The organism is Herminiimonas sp. CN, from assembly GCF_000622895.1.
GTDB lineage: Bacteria > Pseudomonadota > Gammaproteobacteria > Burkholderiales > Burkholderiaceae_D > AVCC01.
The window spans coordinates 31,985-45,672 of the sequence record NZ_AVCC01000002.1 but is presented as its reverse complement, the minus strand read 5'-3'; the positions used below and the strand labels follow the sequence as shown (position 1 = coordinate 45,672).

Below are 13,688 nucleotides of genomic sequence, written 5' to 3'. Positions count from 1 at the left end.
CTCGTTACGCTGGAATTCGTGCCGCCCTTAATTGCTCATGACGGAAAATGGGGGGCGTGGTACGCACGGAGCAGGCCGCTGTGCCTCGAAGTGAATCACCCAATACGCTATTGGATGACCCAACCCTTTTCCGATTTAATCATTGTGAAATTGGCTGACACGTCAATGACATCGCCCTTTGCCAGCGCGTAGGGGTTCTTTCCATTTTTCCGGGCAAAGTTGAACAATGGCATCGCCAGCTGCATGCAATTTTTTTCGTAGAACTCTTTCGCCTGCTGATGGGCTGCAAGATATGGAGCTTTGCGTGCTTCCATCCTCTTTTCTATCGATGCGCGATTAGCCACCGCTTGCTGTGTCTTTGCATATTCAGCCTTCAGCTCTGGAGTTGCATCGTCTGACGGGGCTGCTGCTGGAGAAATGCTGGACATTGATTGCAGCTCGGCGTAGTCGGCGTCATTCAATCCGGCAGGGACTTCTGGCTGCAAAGGGTTTCCCTTCGGGATTTCTTTAACGACTTCTATCTTGTATGTTGCGGCAATTTCGTAGCTATTCCCGTTATCGACCCCGTTTGTCTTCTGGAAGTCAGTGGGTTTGACAATATCACACGATTTCCATGCCTCGACAACTTGATCCTGTACGTCACCAATTCCTGGCTTGCTGGAGCAACCTGCTAGCAAGCTCACGCTGAAACACAGGGAAATAGCTAAATTCGTTTTGTTCATACGTACGTTCCTCACTGATGGATTGGTTGGTTGCTGGTAGGGTAGGTCATTGACTTGGACGCCACATCTCAAGGCCCAGAACATTCTATCTGTGAATGAGATTCAAAGCCAGTAGAGTCATGCGCTGTAGATTGATAGACAGTAGAAGTGCACTCTCCTGCCTCATGAAAGCTAGAAAAAATCAGCCAGGTGATGCCCGTGTGCGAATCGCTACAAATTTGAAGCGGTTGCGAGCCGAGCGGCAATGGAGCCAGGAATACATGGCAGAGCTTGCGGACTTTCACCGCACATATGTCTCCCAACTTGAGCGTTGCGTGACCAACATCTCGATCGATGGGCTTGAGAAATTGGCTATGGCCCTCGGGGTGGATGTTGTGGAATTGCTCACGATCGTGGAAGAAGCTTAGCCGTCAGAAATCGCTTCGCCCGGACTCGTTTGCCCTTTTTGCGCAGGCAGGATTGGCCCATTTGTTTAGAGTTTCAGCCCAGTACCGCGCTGGGTCTGACGAGCTTTTTGCGCCATTCTTGATGTACGCCTGAGCCATCCGAGGCCTGCGGAATGAATCTATCTAGCAGACGATGCGCTATTTCCATATATCACTGCACCATCAACTTGCAGGGAGCGAAATATGGATCAACAGCAATCAGTACCAAGCGCAGGCGGCGCATTTTCAGTCGATGACTTTTGCCGATGGGCAGGCGTTGGGCGCACAGCGGCCTACGCCGAAATGAGTGCCGGGAAACTGGCGGCGAAGAAGCTGGGGCGTCGTACCATTATTCTTCGGACTGAGGCCGAGCGTTGGCTTGCGTCACTGCCACCCCAACGGCGCTGTTGACGACGGCACTGCCTCCGCCATTCAATTGCGAGGATCAAATTTCAGCGGCATTGACCAATTGGCGATGCCGCTTTTTCTTTGGCGCACGATTAGTCCAAAGAATTTTCAAGTTGAACTAAGAAGCCGGAATCGTTGCCGGGATATCGAACTGCCCACCCACCCACCCACCCCCTCGCTTCCCCAGTGCCCCGGCCTTCCCTCCCGGCCTGCTTTGCCTCCCGCTCTGCCTTGCCGCTCTCCTGAGGCCGCATCCCCATACCACCAGCGCGGGAAATGGATTGAGCTATCGATCTTGATTGACCAACCAAAGGAAACGAAATGACGCTATTTACAAGAGGGAAGCACGATACGTGCGCGGCGGCGATGCAGGGCGCTCGCGCATGGCTTGAAGGGCGCGGCATCCACTATCTTTATCTGCCACCGCACCAGCTTAAGATCGGCCCGCTGAATTTCTGGCCCGGAACCGGAACCATCACCGTTGATGGCGAGGGCGGGCGACGGTCAGAAAAAGGGCTGGAAGGATTGAAGGGCATTCTATCCGCCGATTGTGAAGAGGGTAGCGGCGTCGCTGCCGCCGCTTCGCGCAGCAGTGCCGGTGCGGTTTTCCGTTTGATGAAGTAGCCGCCAGAAAGCGGGTTCAAATGCTAGTCACGTCCCCTTGCTGAGATTACTCGGTAAGGGCATGATTTTTAAGGGAATTTCCATCTGGCTGACGATTCAAATCTGGGGTTTAGACGGACGAGTGTGGGAGCTGAAACACTTCGGACGAGGCCGTCGGGACTTAAGCAGCGTCCACGCGGCGGTGCTGATAGAACGTCGCCTTACACCCATAGTCTGGATATTTCTCTTTATGGTATCAATAGGTTGCTTATTTGCAATTCCAGCAAACAACCACGAATCAGCTTGTGTGCTGGGTATTTGTACAGTAAAATTCATCCTGTGTTCTCGATTTGGGAACTTGACAGTTTATGTTGGTGGTCGTATATTGCTCCCATAACGTGAACTGTTGAGAATATGAAACTACTTGGAAGGGGTAGGCTGCAAGCGTTGTACGGGCTGGACGACCAGACCGACAAGTGGCTTCGTAGCTGGATTTCGGAAATGTCGCAAGCTAATTGGAAGCAGGCTAAGGATGTGCTTCGTCAGTTCCCGCAGGCGCGGAATGTGACGGATTGCATCTTTCAGTTCCGTGTCGGGCTTCATCCTCAGTGCATTGAAGTGTCAATGACATTCCCGCAAGCTGTAGCGCTCGTAACCGATCTGAAACGCATAAATTGATGATGCTAATGGAAGCCAAAGTAATTCGCTCTGAAGAGCAGCATCAAGAGTATCTCCTTGAGATGCAGAACTTGATTGCAAGCAATCCTGGGCCGGGGAGCCCGGAGGCGGAGCGACTAGAGTTGTTATCCGTATTGATTGAAGCATATGAGAATAAGAAGTATCCAATCGAAGTCCCAGACCCGATTGATGCAATCCACTTTCGTATGCAGGAGCAGGGATTAAAACAAGCAGACCTCGTACCGTACTTTGGAACAAGGAGTCGTGTGTCGGAGGTGCTTGGCAGAAAACGTCCTCTAACGGTCCACATGATTCGGGCCCTAGCTAGTGGTCTTGGCATTTCAACCGAAACGTTGGTGGGCGTCGATCCGGTGGAGTCTATGAAACCCCGGAAGGAAGAAATCGATTGGAGCGGCTTTCCGGTCAAGGAAATGCTTGCAAGAGGCTGGTTGCAGAAATTGACTAATAAGGCCGCTGAGACGACGGAAGACCTTGTAAGGGGCTTTATTGCTAATGCTGGGATGCAGTTTGGAACTGCGGCCTTTAGACGCTCGCTGCACGGGGACGCTTGCTCGCCAGCTACAACGTATGCCTTGTTTGCGTGGCTGGCACGTGTAATTCAAAAAGCGAGGGAGAAGAGGCCAAGCTTAGGGACATTTGACCAAAACGCCTTTTCACCGGCATTCTTGCGTGAGCTAGTACAACTTAGTTGGTCAGATCAAGGGCCGGCTATCGCGGTCGAGTTTTTGGAAAAGCACGGGATTGTTGTTGTTATAGAACCGGCTCTCAAGGGAACTTTGTTGGACGGCGCTGCTTTGCAGGATTTGGATGGGATGATGATTATCGGGCTAACTTTGCGGTTTGATCGGTTGGATAATTTCTGGTTTACCTTACTGCATGAAGTCGCTCATTTGTGGAAGCACGTCAATCAGGAGGCGACATTCTTAGATAATTTGGATTCGTCGTCGGAGGATCGCAGGGAACTCGAAGCGAACCGTATTGCAAAAGAGGCACTGATTCCAAGGGTAGCGTGGAAGCGTAGTGAGGCCCACTTAAATCCCAGCAATGAGACGATAGATAGACTGTCCAGAGAGCTAAAGATTCACCCTGCCATCATTGCTGGTAGGCTTAGGAAAGAGCGAGAAAATTATACTTTGTTCAACGATTTAGTTGGCCATGGCCAGGTGCGGAAGCACTTTAATTTGACAGGGGTAGAGGTCTAAGATGAGTCTTCAATACGTTCCGGTGATGCCTGCTAAGCGCGGTGAATTTACTGCAATCACCAATCTCCAGCCGTTGGTTTCTGCAAATATTCTGCCACTCTTCGAATTGCCGAGGAAGGCTGACGCGACAGTATTTGAGCCTTCGATTACCCGGACGGCGAAAAGCGCAGGGAAGGCATGGGCTAACCGTGCTGCCTTCCTGGATATCTCGAAGTGGACTCCAAACGCGCGTACTGAGAGCGGTATCCATGTATTGGAATATGCTTTCTCGCAGTTTCGATCCATGGGCGTAATGATGCACCCTGTTGTTGGCTATGACCGTTGGGACGATCCAGATTACAGCCAAGCGTTGAAGAACGTTAGGAAACTGTACTCGGTCACGCCATGCCTCCGACTTGATCGAGAGGCAATCAAGGAAGATATGCGCGATCTTCCGTACTTCACGGGCAAGATGAATGACATCATGGATGCCCTTGATGTAGGCGTGAACAACTGCTATGTAATGGTGGACTTTGGCGATGTTTCTAAGAGCGCCGTCCCGGACATTATTGAAGATACCGAAGTGGCCATTGAAGCCCTGCGCTCAATGGGCTTTGGAACTGTAATTGTGGTTGGCGGTTCAATGCCTTCTGGAGTGAATAAAGCTGTTAATGCTCCGGATGCAGAGGGCTGTATCCCCAGAATCGAAATGATGGCGTGGAAGGCCGTGTTTTCAAAACTGAAGGATCGCGGCATCGTTTTCGGTGACTATCTGATTAGGAATGCAGACGCGGTAGACGGCGTGATTGCGCCAGATGCGAACGCAAAAATTCGCTATACGATTGAAAATCAGTCCTTTATCGTTCGTGGTCATACCAAGCGGCTGGATTCATTGACGGCGCAGCATAAAGTCCTTGCTCAGAAATTGGTGGCATCAGCCCACTACATGAATCCATCGTTCAGCTGGGGCGATGCTGAGATTTTTAATTGCAGCGTGGGCATCAAGGAATTGCGGGATGCTACGAGCATGATCTCAGTTGATAGCAATCATCATATCCATGCCGTCATGGCAGAGGTATTCGAGCATCAACGCCAAGTGACAGCAATCGGCGTTGTTATTCCTGAGAGTGCGGAATAGTTTAGCGCGAGAAAAAGCGGCGATCCTGGTCGCCGCTGCTATTTGTCAACACAGAGCAGACCTTACAGACTCAAGGCTCGCAGTGCCAGCCAAACCTCGTAATCGCTACTGGGCATTGGTGTAGCTTTGTTTCCATACAGTGTAGAAACGTTGAACAGGCCGCGTTCCATTTGCGATCTATAGCCATCGCGGCATCTGGCCTTGCTGTCGATGTTGTGAGATATCCCGCATCTACGCTTGCAGGTAACGTCGCCTGGGCTCTCATAGCCGAAGCGGATCAGGTCCGCCACAAACACTTTATCGCTACCGTTGGCATGTTGAAGTTGTGCATTCGGATCGACGCCCTTGCAGAGGTATTGAACCCGCACCCACTGCCGCTGGATATTTTGCCCACGCGGCGCGGACACTTTGAACGCATGCGGCGGCGGCGTGGCATTGCGATTGATCTTCCGCATGCGCTTCCCAACAAACTTCTTGAACTGCTCTAGCCACGCGTCGGGAATCGATGTCAAAAAGTGTGTATGCAGTCCCACCGTGCTACTCGACTCATTTGAATAAATCCAAATGCAGTCGATGTCTTTATGGCGACACCATTCTGTATATTGCTGGATGAACTTACGATACAGGCGGGACTCGGCAGCAGCATCAGCCGTTTGCCCCAGATCGCGCCAGTTGATCGTCAGGTGCGCGTTGAATACCGCGCCCTTTGTGTTCGCGTAGGCGACGCCGCTGTACAGGTTGACGAAATCAGCGGGTTTCATGTGGCGGGGAAGTACATCCGGGTCGGCAAGCGTAATCTCAGAAACACCGTACTTACGAGCATCAAGTTCGCGCATGCGGCGGCGCTTTCTGGCCGCCCGAATCTTGTTCTCATAGATGCGAACTCGCCATGGGTCGGTGGCGGAATGTGCCCCGGCCTCTTCGTGAATCCTGCGGGTGCTGCCCATTGCGGCTAACCAAATTTGCCCAGCCAGAGTGCAGCCGCCCACACTTGGATAGTGCTCACCATAGCGATATCCCATATCGCCGCTCTCCATCAAAGCACGAACTTTATCGCATTCGGCGTTGAAGTTGTCGTCATCATTTTTCATCAGGTACTTCCAATCGTTGGTCGGACTACATATAACGATTTGACCGGGAATCTTCTACGGAACCTTGCAACAAATTGGATGAAGTTCGCCACGAGATCATTGAACCCCGGCAATTACAGCCGGGAGAGACCAATGCAGACCGAACAGAAGGGCGACCTTCACCAGCGCATCACCGATCAAATCATCGCCGCCATCGAATCTGGGGCGGGTGACTGCCAGATGCCGTGGAACCCGAAGCTGTGCACCGGTGCCGTCATCGGCCTGCCGCATAATCCTGTCGGGAGGTATGGCTATCGAGGCGTCAACATCCTGTCTTTATGGGCCAGCCAGCAGAGCAACGCCTATCCCACGGCCACATGGGCGACGTTCAAGCAATGGCAGTCCGCTGGCGCGCAAGTGCGCAAAGGTGAAAAGGGAACCGTCACCGTATTCTATAAGGCGACCGAATCCCGCGACGACGCCACGCATGACGACTCGGGCCAGCCGAAGCGCCATTTAGTCGCCAGGGCCGCATACGTTTTCAACGCGGCGCAGGTCGATGGATATGAACCCCTGGCCTCGCCAATGTTGCCGCCGATTGAACGACACGCTGCCGCCGATGCGCTGATCCATGCCTGCGGCGCACGCATTTATCATGATGGAGAGCATGCCTGCTACATTCCAAGTCGTGACGAAATCCACCTTCCTCCCGCTGGGGCATTCTACGAGCCGCAGGGCTACTACAGCGTGGCCTTGCATGAGTTAGTTCACTGGACAGCGCATGCCGACCGTTGCGACCGTGATCTACATGGACGTTTTGGCAGCGACTGTTATGCCGCCGAGGAATTGGTCGCCGAACTGGGGGCGGCATTTCTCTGTGCCGAAACGGGCATCTCCGCTGAGCCCCGGATCGACCATGCCCGCTATATCGAATCGTGGCTCAAGATATTGAAGGGAGACAAGCGCGCCATCTTCACTGCCGCCGCGAAGGCAAGCCAAGCTGCCGCATTCCTTTCCCAGCGCCCCGGCACACCCATCATCTCGGGATAAATTCAACGCAGCCTTCGTTGAATCTGTATGCGAAGGCCACCCCGGCCTTCACCATACAAGGAGTAGACTATGCTGCAAAACCGATTGCCCGTCGTGCCGTCGCACATCTTGAAGGCCCACAAAGTCGATGAACCGAACGACAGCCGTTTCATGTGCGCAGCACGCTTGCTGCAAGCACTGTGGCGGGAAGAGAAGGGCTTGCCGATTGGGACGCACCGCGACATCAAGGGAAAGTGCCGTAAACTCGGCAGCCGACTCGACCCGCAGAGCGCCAAGAACGGCAACAACTTCCTCTCGCCAGAGATTGCCAAGCTTACCTATCGTGAATGCGTTTATCGAGAGATCGGCGCGCTGATCGATGAAGAACGGCTGTGGACAAATATGCTTTCCAGCCAGCCCCTATGCTTCAATCTGTTCGGCCCGTTGAAGCTGGACATCGAGCAAGCCAATCGGTACTTCCGGCATCTTTTCCCGGACTATGTGGAGTCCGTCGATGGCATCTACTTCGAGCATTCGCCCGGACGCGGAAAGCCTGACTTCACCGATGACTACACCGCGTTCGATGTGTTCGTGGTGGTCCAAACCGTGGATGGTCAGAAAGGCTTTATCGCTATCGAAGTCAAGTACACGGAATCGATGAGCGAGCCACCGGCTACGCTTCGCCCCCGGTACGACGAACTGTCAGGCCGCATGGGCGTTTACAACGTGCCGGGCGCAGCCGCTTTGCGCCGCAATCCGCTCCAGCAATTGTGGCGCGAACACATGCTCAGCCGGACGATGATTGAAAACGGGCTGTATCAATCCGGGCGCTTCCTCGTCATCTACCCAAGGCAGAACAATCAGTGCGCCGGAGCGATGCATGCCTACCAGTCGCATCTGGTGTCAGACGATCCTGCTGTCTCCGGTTTTCAGGCCGTCACGCTGGACCACTGCATTGAAGCATTCCGTGCCATTGGCGATGCGGACATGGCGACGGCACTGCATAGCCGCTACCTTGATTTTGAGCGTGTGGAGCGCGTGATATTTGAGTAGAATGATGGGGGCCGGAACAAGCGTTCTGGCCTTGATTTAATCTGAGACCATGCCCCAGTGTTCGCAGACGTTCACCAGCAGTCGCGCCGTTTCGGGGCATAAAAAGGGGCAAGTTATGAGCAGTACAGATACCTTGCCCATTAGAATCAAGACCTTATGCCCCCAATTGCTGTTTAACGTCTAGCCAGACAGTAGATTGTCAGGAGTTCCAAGGAATTCCACAACGCCCCGTATATCCACAGATTACGGGGCGTTTTTGTTCCCATTAGTTCCACCGGATTCCATTGTCTTGCCAGTGAAAAGCGGGTATTTTTGCGGGTATGACCTCGAAACCCGCCTTCTGAAAAGCGGGTATGGAAGAAAGTGAGACGTACCCGTGCTTACCGATACCAAGTGCAGAACCGCGAAAGCTCAAGAGCAACCCTACAAACTGACCGACGGCAAGGGCCTGTACCTGGAAGTCAAACCCAGTGGCGTGAAGGCATGGCGCTATCGCTTCAAGCTCGCCAGGGAGGGCGCCGTCAAGGAGAGCGTGTTCGCCATCGGTGAGTACACTACGGCCCCGAATGGGGAGATGCCGGAGGCAGCCCAGGCTCGGCGCGCTGGTGGCCGCCTCACCTTGGCCGAAGCGCGCGACGAGCGGGCCAAGGCGCGCGCCCTAGTCAAGCAAGGCATCAACCCCGCCCACAATCGACAACTGGAGCGGGTGAGGCGGGAGCAGGACAGCGCTAACACCTTCGAGGCCGTGGCCCGTGAGTGGGTGGCACTGAAGACGTGGGAGCCGATCACCAAGAAGCGCCGGCTCGACATGCTGACCCGTGTGGTCTTCCCGAAAATCGGAGCGCTGCCAGTTAAGCAGATCACGCCGGCGCACATCCTCGACGTGCTGAAGACCGCCGCCAAGAAGAACGGGCCGAGCGTGGCCGCCGAGGCCAAGCGCACCATGTCCGGCGTGTTCGAGCTGGCCGTTTCCACCCTGCGCGCCGACACGGATCCCACCTATCCAGTGCGCAAGGCACTTCCAGCCAACAAGACCCAGCACAAGCGCCCCCTCACGCCGGATGAAGTCGGGAAACTGCTACGCGATTTCGACGGACACGGCGGCAAGTTCGAGACGGCGTGCGCGTTCCGCCTCATGTGGTGGACGCTGTGCCGCCCCATCGAAATTGCCGAAGCCAGGTGGGAAGAGTTCGAGACTTGGACACCTCCGTGTGGCGTATCCCTGAAGGTAGGATGAAGATGCGTCGGGAGCACGCCGTACCACTTCCCACGCAAGCGGTTGAAATGCTGCGCGTCCTGCACGGCGTGACGGGCCGCCATGCGTTGCTCTTCCCCAATCGTGACGACCGCACCAAAGCAATGGCGACTGCCTCTTTCCGGCAAGCCTTGCTGGTGCTGGGCTGGGCCGGCAAGTTCAGCCCCCACGCGACCCGCACCACGGGCAGCACGCTACTGAACGGCATGGGATACACGGCAGACTGGATTGAGCGCCAACTCGCGCACGCGGAACCCAATGCCGTGCGCCGCACCTACAACCATGCGGACTACCTGGCCGACCGGGCTAAGATGATGCAGCAGTGGGCCGATACGCTCGATGCGTGGCAGAAGAGCGAGCCGGGGAAGGTAGTGCCGTTGCGCGCGGGGGTGGCAGCATGAGTGCGTTGGTGGATAAGGCCGCCCGCCTGGCCGCAATGGCGAATCTGGCAAAGCATTTTTTGTCGCAAACCTATGAAGGTGGGAACACCGCTGCGGAGCGTGAGGCGCGCCATGAAGCGATAAAACGTGAAGTGTCCCCATGCGGCCTATTTGATGCGCACGATGTCGTGTGGCTCTTCTACCTTCTCGAAGAGCGCGCGCTCACAGAGATAAACAAGTTCGCCGCTTTGGCCCAGACGACAGACCCAGACGCGGTGCTGAAGTATGGGGTTCCGAGCGAGATCGTGGAGAACGCCAAGCTGCTGAAAGAGCACCATGTCAAGGCGACCAAGCGCGCAGGAACCGCGTCGGCGCGTGCCGCAGCCCCCGGCGGAGATAAGGATAAGGAAGAATGTCGGGGATGGTTGAAGACTGCAATCAGCATGGAAGATTCAGGGGTGATTAATTCCGTGGACATAACGGGCATGAAAGGCTTCAATTGGGGAGGGCGCGACAACAAATGGTTGAAGGCCCGAGTGAAAGAAGTCTTCCCCAAGTTTGAGTTCAGGCGGGGGCGAACAAAAGAAAAATAGGCATTGCTGTCAGCAAATACTATTTCCTGACAAGGGCGGGAATTTTCATCCCGTCAGCAACAATTCAAAGTTCAGTCATCCGGCAACTAGCTGGAATTCCTTGGAAGGAATGAATATGACTGAACAAACGAAACCCGCGCCGCGCATCCTCCGGCGCCCCGAAGTCGAAACCAAGACGGGTCTCGGAACGTCCGCGTTATACAAGCGGGTGAAAGATGGCTTGTTCCCCGCACCCATTCGCTTGGGTAACGGCGCGCGTTCCGTCGGCTGGGTTGAGGCCGACGTGGATGCCTGGATCGAAGAACAGATCAGCCGTAGCCGCGTGGCTGCGTAACCAGGCTGGCCGTGCAACTCCCTCCCTACCCCGCGACCACCAAGGCCGGCGGCTTCAAGTTCGAGCTGGATTGCGAGCGCATCGCCCAGTCCGACACCTGGGCTCTCGCCGCCACGCGCCAGCGCCCGCTCTTGCTGATGCTGTGGTTCATCGCGTGGCAGCAAACGCCTTGCGGCTCTTTGCCGGCTGGCGACACGCTGATCGCGGCCCGCTTGGGCATGGATGCCGAGGCGTTCCAATGTGACAAAGCGATCCTGCTGCGCGGCTGGTGGGAAGCCAGCGACGGGCGCCTGTATCACCCCGTGCTCACCGAGCTGGTGCTGGAAATGATGAGCCGCAAGGCAGGCAACGCCCAGCGTCAGGCCGCCTATCGCCAGCGTCGGCAAGATGCAAGCCGTGACGGACAAGCCAATGGCAAACGCGAGACTGACGAGGTAGTAACGCGTTACTCCGGCGTGAGCGACAACACCACCACTACCACCATCACCACCATCACCACCATCACCACCATCACCACCACTATCAATGAATCTATCCCTGACGGGATAGATACCGTAAACACGCGCAAACCCGCAAAGACCTTGAGCGTGAGCGACTTGATAGCCGAAGGCGTTGAGCAGCAACACGCTGAAGACTGGCTGACCGTCCGCAAAGCCAAGCGTGCCCCGCTGACACGCGCCGCATGGAACGACTTGAAGGCCGAGGCCACGAAGGCCGGTGTTACCCCTGACGAGGCTGTGCGCATCGCTGCTACGCGCTCATGGCAGGGTTTCAAAGCCGAGTGGCTATCTCCTGCGAAAAATGAACACGCATCTACTTCCCGCCGTCCGACCAATGGCACGCATGGCGGCTACGACAAACGTGACTACGGACAAGGGGGCGCGCTATGAGCCATATCGCCAACATTGAGCTGCACAGCCCGCCCCTGACCAAGTCCGCTGTGTGTGAAACGCATGGCGACTACGAAAGCCGCTGCTATCTGGGCAAGATATGGACGGCCTGCCCGGCCTGTGCTGATGACCAGTCCAAGAAGGAACGCACCGAAGCCGAGGCTAAGGAACAGGCCGCCCGCGTGGAATCCTGGCGCCGCAAGATCGGCGAAGCCGGCATCCCCGAGCGGTTCCGTGACCGTCGAATTTCCACCTACGCGGCGACACTGCCAGGACAGCAACGCGCGCTGGACTTCGCTAAAGCCTACGCCGCCCAATTCGGCGAGATCCGCAAGACGGGACGTTCCGCACTCTTCATCGGCCTGCCCGGCACCGGCAAGACGCACCTGGCCGTCGGCATCGGTCTGGAAGTCATGGAGCACCACGGTGCCGCTGTGCTCTTCACCACGGTCATGCGCGCGGTACGCCGCGTCAAGGACACCTGGGGGCGCGGCAGCCGCGAGAGCGAAAGCGAGGCCATCGCCGCGCTGGTGTTCCCCGACCTACTGATCCTCGATGAAGTTGGCGTGCAGTTCGGCTCCGACACCGAAAAACTACTGCTGTTCGACATCCTGAACGAGCGGTACGAAAAGCGGCGCCCGACCATTCTCATGTCCAACCTGCCCATTGACGAGGTGGTCACGTACTTGGGCGCGCGGGTGTTCGACCGATTGCGCGAGGGTGGTGGCGAGTTCATCTCGTTCACCTGGGAAAGCTACAGAAAAACCGGCACGCACGGGGCGGAGGGTATTTGATGGCTGATTACGTTCCGCAACTCATCCCGATGGCGCAAGCCCTGGCCGCCATTGACCCGGCGGAATGGTTCACGGCGCCCCAACGCCCACAAACCATGCAAGAACCCGCCCGAATGCAGCAAAACAATCAGCGAAAGGACGCGCCCATGCTCGACACCGCCCCCGCGCCCGTAGTGGTTTCCGCCACGGAGGGAGAAACCGCCGCACCTCAAACCGAGCAACGACGCCAGCAGTCTGTGCTTGTGAAAACCATCGGCGCTCGCATGGCAGAGGCGCGCGACCTGTGCAACCTCTCTCAAAGCGAAGCCGCCCGCCGCTTCGGCTACGCGAACCCCTCGAAGCTGTCCAAGGTAGAGCTGGCGACGGACACCAACAGCGTGCCCCTGTGGCTCATCGTGCGCGCAGCGCTCCTGTACGAGGTATCTCTGGACTGGCTATTTGGTATCACGGATGACTGGGAAACCGGCGTGCCGCGTGGGGTGCAAGGCTGGATGTACGACGCCTGGCAGAAAGCCCGTGAGCGCGACTTGGCCTCCCTCAAACACCTGCACGCGGAGATTGCCGCCGTCTCCACGCACCTCACCGCAATGGCGGCGGGCGCGCACGAAGTCACCCAAGCTCTGGACACACTGCGCGCACGTAACCCGGCTTTCGACGACATGCCCGCATCGGGCACTCTAGCTGGACGGCTTGAGCGTCTTCAAGAACGCGCCCGCGCCGGCGAGCTGGCGCTGAAGCGGTTTCACTTGAACCTGCGGCCCGGCGCCGCTTCCACCACCTGAAAGGATCCCAACCATGAGCCACGATGACACCACCAAGGAATCCACCTACGCACTGGAAACCGATGGCCTTGTTCACGGCGTCGCCCTCATTTGTGCCAACACCCTGACCGAAGCCGCCGCCGCTGCCACGCCGGAGCGATTCATTCACCTTGCCGTCCGCCAGTTGGTTGCGGCAGGCCAGGAACCCACTGCCGAGCGCGTGGCCGCGTATCTGCACACGACGTGCCAAGCCTTCGATGCGACCGTGAAAGAACTGACCGCGCTTTGATGAAAAACCCGGAAAGTCGCGCAGAAACCCCCGATATGTCGGGCAGACAATCCCTACAACCACC

Annotated in this window: 17 protein-coding genes; 15 read left to right on the top strand and 2 right to left on the bottom strand. The window is 56.3% G+C overall.

Features of this window, described 5'->3' with window-relative positions:
* Nucleotides 1–107: 107 nt before the first annotated feature.
* Nucleotides 108–722 (bottom strand): hypothetical protein, encoded by a 615-nt coding sequence (locus HMCN_RS0100975; protein ID WP_025915612.1) that lies wholly within the window; start codon nucleotides 720–722, stop codon nucleotides 108–110.
* A 164-nt stretch (nucleotides 723–886) separates the two neighbouring features.
* Between HMCN_RS0100975 and HMCN_RS0100970 the strand changes: the two genes are divergently transcribed.
* The 5 genes from HMCN_RS0100970 (at nucleotide 887) to HMCN_RS0100940 (ending at nucleotide 5,176) form a co-directional block, all read left to right on the top strand.
* Nucleotides 887–1,129, top strand: coding sequence for a helix-turn-helix domain-containing protein (locus tag HMCN_RS0100970; RefSeq protein ID WP_025915611.1), 243 nt, complete (start codon nucleotides 887–889; stop codon nucleotides 1,127–1,129).
* A gap of 747 nt (nucleotides 1,130–1,876) precedes the next feature.
* Nucleotides 1,877–2,179: a hypothetical protein gene (locus HMCN_RS0100955; protein WP_025915610.1), complete on the top strand. Its 303-nt coding sequence runs from the start codon at nucleotides 1,877–1,879 to the stop codon at nucleotides 2,177–2,179.
* Between the two features lie 393 nt (nucleotides 2,180–2,572).
* The gene (locus HMCN_RS0100950; protein WP_025915609.1) at nucleotides 2,573–2,836 is read left to right on the top strand and encodes a type II toxin-antitoxin system HigB family toxin; all 264 of its coding nucleotides are present in this window, start codon (nucleotides 2,573–2,575) and stop codon (nucleotides 2,834–2,836) included.
* An 8-nt stretch (nucleotides 2,837–2,844) separates the two neighbouring features.
* Nucleotides 2,845–4,059 carry an ImmA/IrrE family metallo-endopeptidase gene (locus HMCN_RS0100945; protein WP_025915608.1) on the top strand — a complete coding sequence of 405 codons (1,215 nt, stop codon included), beginning with the start codon at nucleotides 2,845–2,847 and terminating at the stop codon, nucleotides 4,057–4,059.
* Nucleotide 4,060: 1 nt separating this feature from the next.
* Entirely contained in the window at nucleotides 4,061–5,176 is a 1,116-nt protein-coding gene (locus tag HMCN_RS0100940) for a beta family protein (protein WP_025915607.1), read from the top strand.
* A 62-nt stretch (nucleotides 5,177–5,238) separates the two neighbouring features.
* Here HMCN_RS0100940 and HMCN_RS0100935 read toward each other — a convergent pair whose 3' ends face one another.
* Nucleotides 5,239–6,267 carry a hypothetical protein gene (locus HMCN_RS0100935; protein WP_025915606.1) on the bottom strand — a complete coding sequence of 343 codons (1,029 nt, stop codon included), beginning with the start codon at nucleotides 6,265–6,267 and terminating at the stop codon, nucleotides 5,239–5,241.
* Nucleotides 6,268–6,399: 132 nt separating this feature from the next.
* Between HMCN_RS0100935 and HMCN_RS0100930 the strand changes: the two genes are divergently transcribed.
* The 10 genes from HMCN_RS0100930 to HMCN_RS0100890 all read left to right on the top strand — a co-directional run bounded on the left by HMCN_RS0100930 (nucleotide 6,400) and on the right by HMCN_RS0100890 (nucleotide 13,624).
* Complete coding sequence (locus HMCN_RS0100930; protein ID WP_025915605.1) at nucleotides 6,400–7,296, top strand: ArdC family protein; 897 nt, start codon at nucleotides 6,400–6,402, stop codon at nucleotides 7,294–7,296.
* 69 nt (nucleotides 7,297–7,365) lie between these two features.
* Nucleotides 7,366–8,328: a hypothetical protein gene (locus HMCN_RS0100925; RefSeq protein ID WP_025915604.1), complete on the top strand. Its 963-nt coding sequence runs from the start codon at nucleotides 7,366–7,368 to the stop codon at nucleotides 8,326–8,328.
* Between the two features lie 376 nt (nucleotides 8,329–8,704).
* On the top strand, nucleotides 8,705–9,565 hold the full coding sequence (locus HMCN_RS17030) for an integrase arm-type DNA-binding domain-containing protein (protein WP_238551894.1): 861 nt from the start codon (nucleotides 8,705–8,707) through the stop codon (nucleotides 9,563–9,565).
* Nucleotides 9,562–9,984, top strand: coding sequence for a tyrosine-type recombinase/integrase (locus HMCN_RS19710; protein WP_369792127.1), 423 nt, complete (start codon nucleotides 9,562–9,564; stop codon nucleotides 9,982–9,984). Before HMCN_RS17030 ends, HMCN_RS19710 begins: the two co-directional genes overlap by 4 nt.
* Complete coding sequence (locus tag HMCN_RS0100915) at nucleotides 9,981–10,556, top strand: hypothetical protein (protein WP_025915603.1); 576 nt, start codon at nucleotides 9,981–9,983, stop codon at nucleotides 10,554–10,556. The genes HMCN_RS19710 and HMCN_RS0100915 overlap by 4 nt, the downstream gene beginning before the upstream one ends.
* 115 nt (nucleotides 10,557–10,671) lie before the next feature.
* Nucleotides 10,672–10,890, top strand: a complete 219-nt coding sequence (locus tag HMCN_RS0100910) for an AlpA family transcriptional regulator (RefSeq protein WP_155837298.1) — start codon at nucleotides 10,672–10,674, stop codon at nucleotides 10,888–10,890.
* 11 nt (nucleotides 10,891–10,901) lie between these two features.
* Nucleotides 10,902–11,780: a hypothetical protein gene (locus HMCN_RS18105; protein ID WP_025915601.1), complete on the top strand. Its 879-nt coding sequence runs from the start codon at nucleotides 10,902–10,904 to the stop codon at nucleotides 11,778–11,780.
* Nucleotides 11,777–12,574, top strand: a complete 798-nt coding sequence (locus HMCN_RS0100900) for an ATP-binding protein (RefSeq protein ID WP_025915600.1) — start codon at nucleotides 11,777–11,779, stop codon at nucleotides 12,572–12,574. Before HMCN_RS18105 ends, HMCN_RS0100900 begins: the two co-directional genes overlap by 4 nt.
* The gene (locus tag HMCN_RS0100895) at nucleotides 12,574–13,356 is read left to right on the top strand and encodes a helix-turn-helix transcriptional regulator (RefSeq protein WP_025915599.1); all 783 of its coding nucleotides are present in this window, start codon (nucleotides 12,574–12,576) and stop codon (nucleotides 13,354–13,356) included. Before HMCN_RS0100900 ends, HMCN_RS0100895 begins: the two co-directional genes overlap by 1 nt.
* 13 nt (nucleotides 13,357–13,369) lie before the next feature.
* Nucleotides 13,370–13,624, top strand: a complete 255-nt coding sequence (locus HMCN_RS0100890) for a hypothetical protein (RefSeq protein WP_025915598.1) — start codon at nucleotides 13,370–13,372, stop codon at nucleotides 13,622–13,624.
* Nucleotides 13,625–13,688 lie beyond the last annotated feature (64 nt).

Coding starts and splice junctions, on each gene's coding strand:
- HMCN_RS0100975 (WP_025915612.1), bottom strand. CDS start 722: ATGAACAAAACGAATTTAGCTATTTCCCTGTGTTTCAGCGTGAGCTTG.
- HMCN_RS0100970 (WP_025915611.1), top strand. CDS start 887: ATGAAAGCTAGAAAAAATCAGCCAGGTGATGCCCGTGTGCGAATCGCT.
- HMCN_RS0100955 (WP_025915610.1), top strand. CDS start 1,877: ATGACGCTATTTACAAGAGGGAAGCACGATACGTGCGCGGCGGCGATG.
- HMCN_RS0100950 (WP_025915609.1), top strand. CDS start 2,573: ATGAAACTACTTGGAAGGGGTAGGCTGCAAGCGTTGTACGGGCTGGAC.
- HMCN_RS0100945 (WP_025915608.1), top strand. CDS start 2,845: ATGGAAGCCAAAGTAATTCGCTCTGAAGAGCAGCATCAAGAGTATCTC.
- HMCN_RS0100940 (WP_025915607.1), top strand. CDS start 4,061: ATGAGTCTTCAATACGTTCCGGTGATGCCTGCTAAGCGCGGTGAATTT.
- HMCN_RS0100935 (WP_025915606.1), bottom strand. CDS start 6,267: ATGAAAAATGATGACGACAACTTCAACGCCGAATGCGATAAAGTTCGT.
- HMCN_RS0100930 (WP_025915605.1), top strand. CDS start 6,400: ATGCAGACCGAACAGAAGGGCGACCTTCACCAGCGCATCACCGATCAA.
- HMCN_RS0100925 (WP_025915604.1), top strand. CDS start 7,366: ATGCTGCAAAACCGATTGCCCGTCGTGCCGTCGCACATCTTGAAGGCC.
- HMCN_RS19710 (WP_369792127.1), top strand. CDS start 9,562: ATGAAGATGCGTCGGGAGCACGCCGTACCACTTCCCACGCAAGCGGTT.
- HMCN_RS0100915 (WP_025915603.1), top strand. CDS start 9,981: ATGAGTGCGTTGGTGGATAAGGCCGCCCGCCTGGCCGCAATGGCGAAT.
- HMCN_RS0100910 (WP_155837298.1), top strand. CDS start 10,672: ATGACTGAACAAACGAAACCCGCGCCGCGCATCCTCCGGCGCCCCGAA.
- HMCN_RS0100900 (WP_025915600.1), top strand. CDS start 11,777: ATGAGCCATATCGCCAACATTGAGCTGCACAGCCCGCCCCTGACCAAG.
- HMCN_RS0100895 (WP_025915599.1), top strand. CDS start 12,574: ATGGCTGATTACGTTCCGCAACTCATCCCGATGGCGCAAGCCCTGGCC.
- HMCN_RS0100890 (WP_025915598.1), top strand. CDS start 13,370: ATGAGCCACGATGACACCACCAAGGAATCCACCTACGCACTGGAAACC.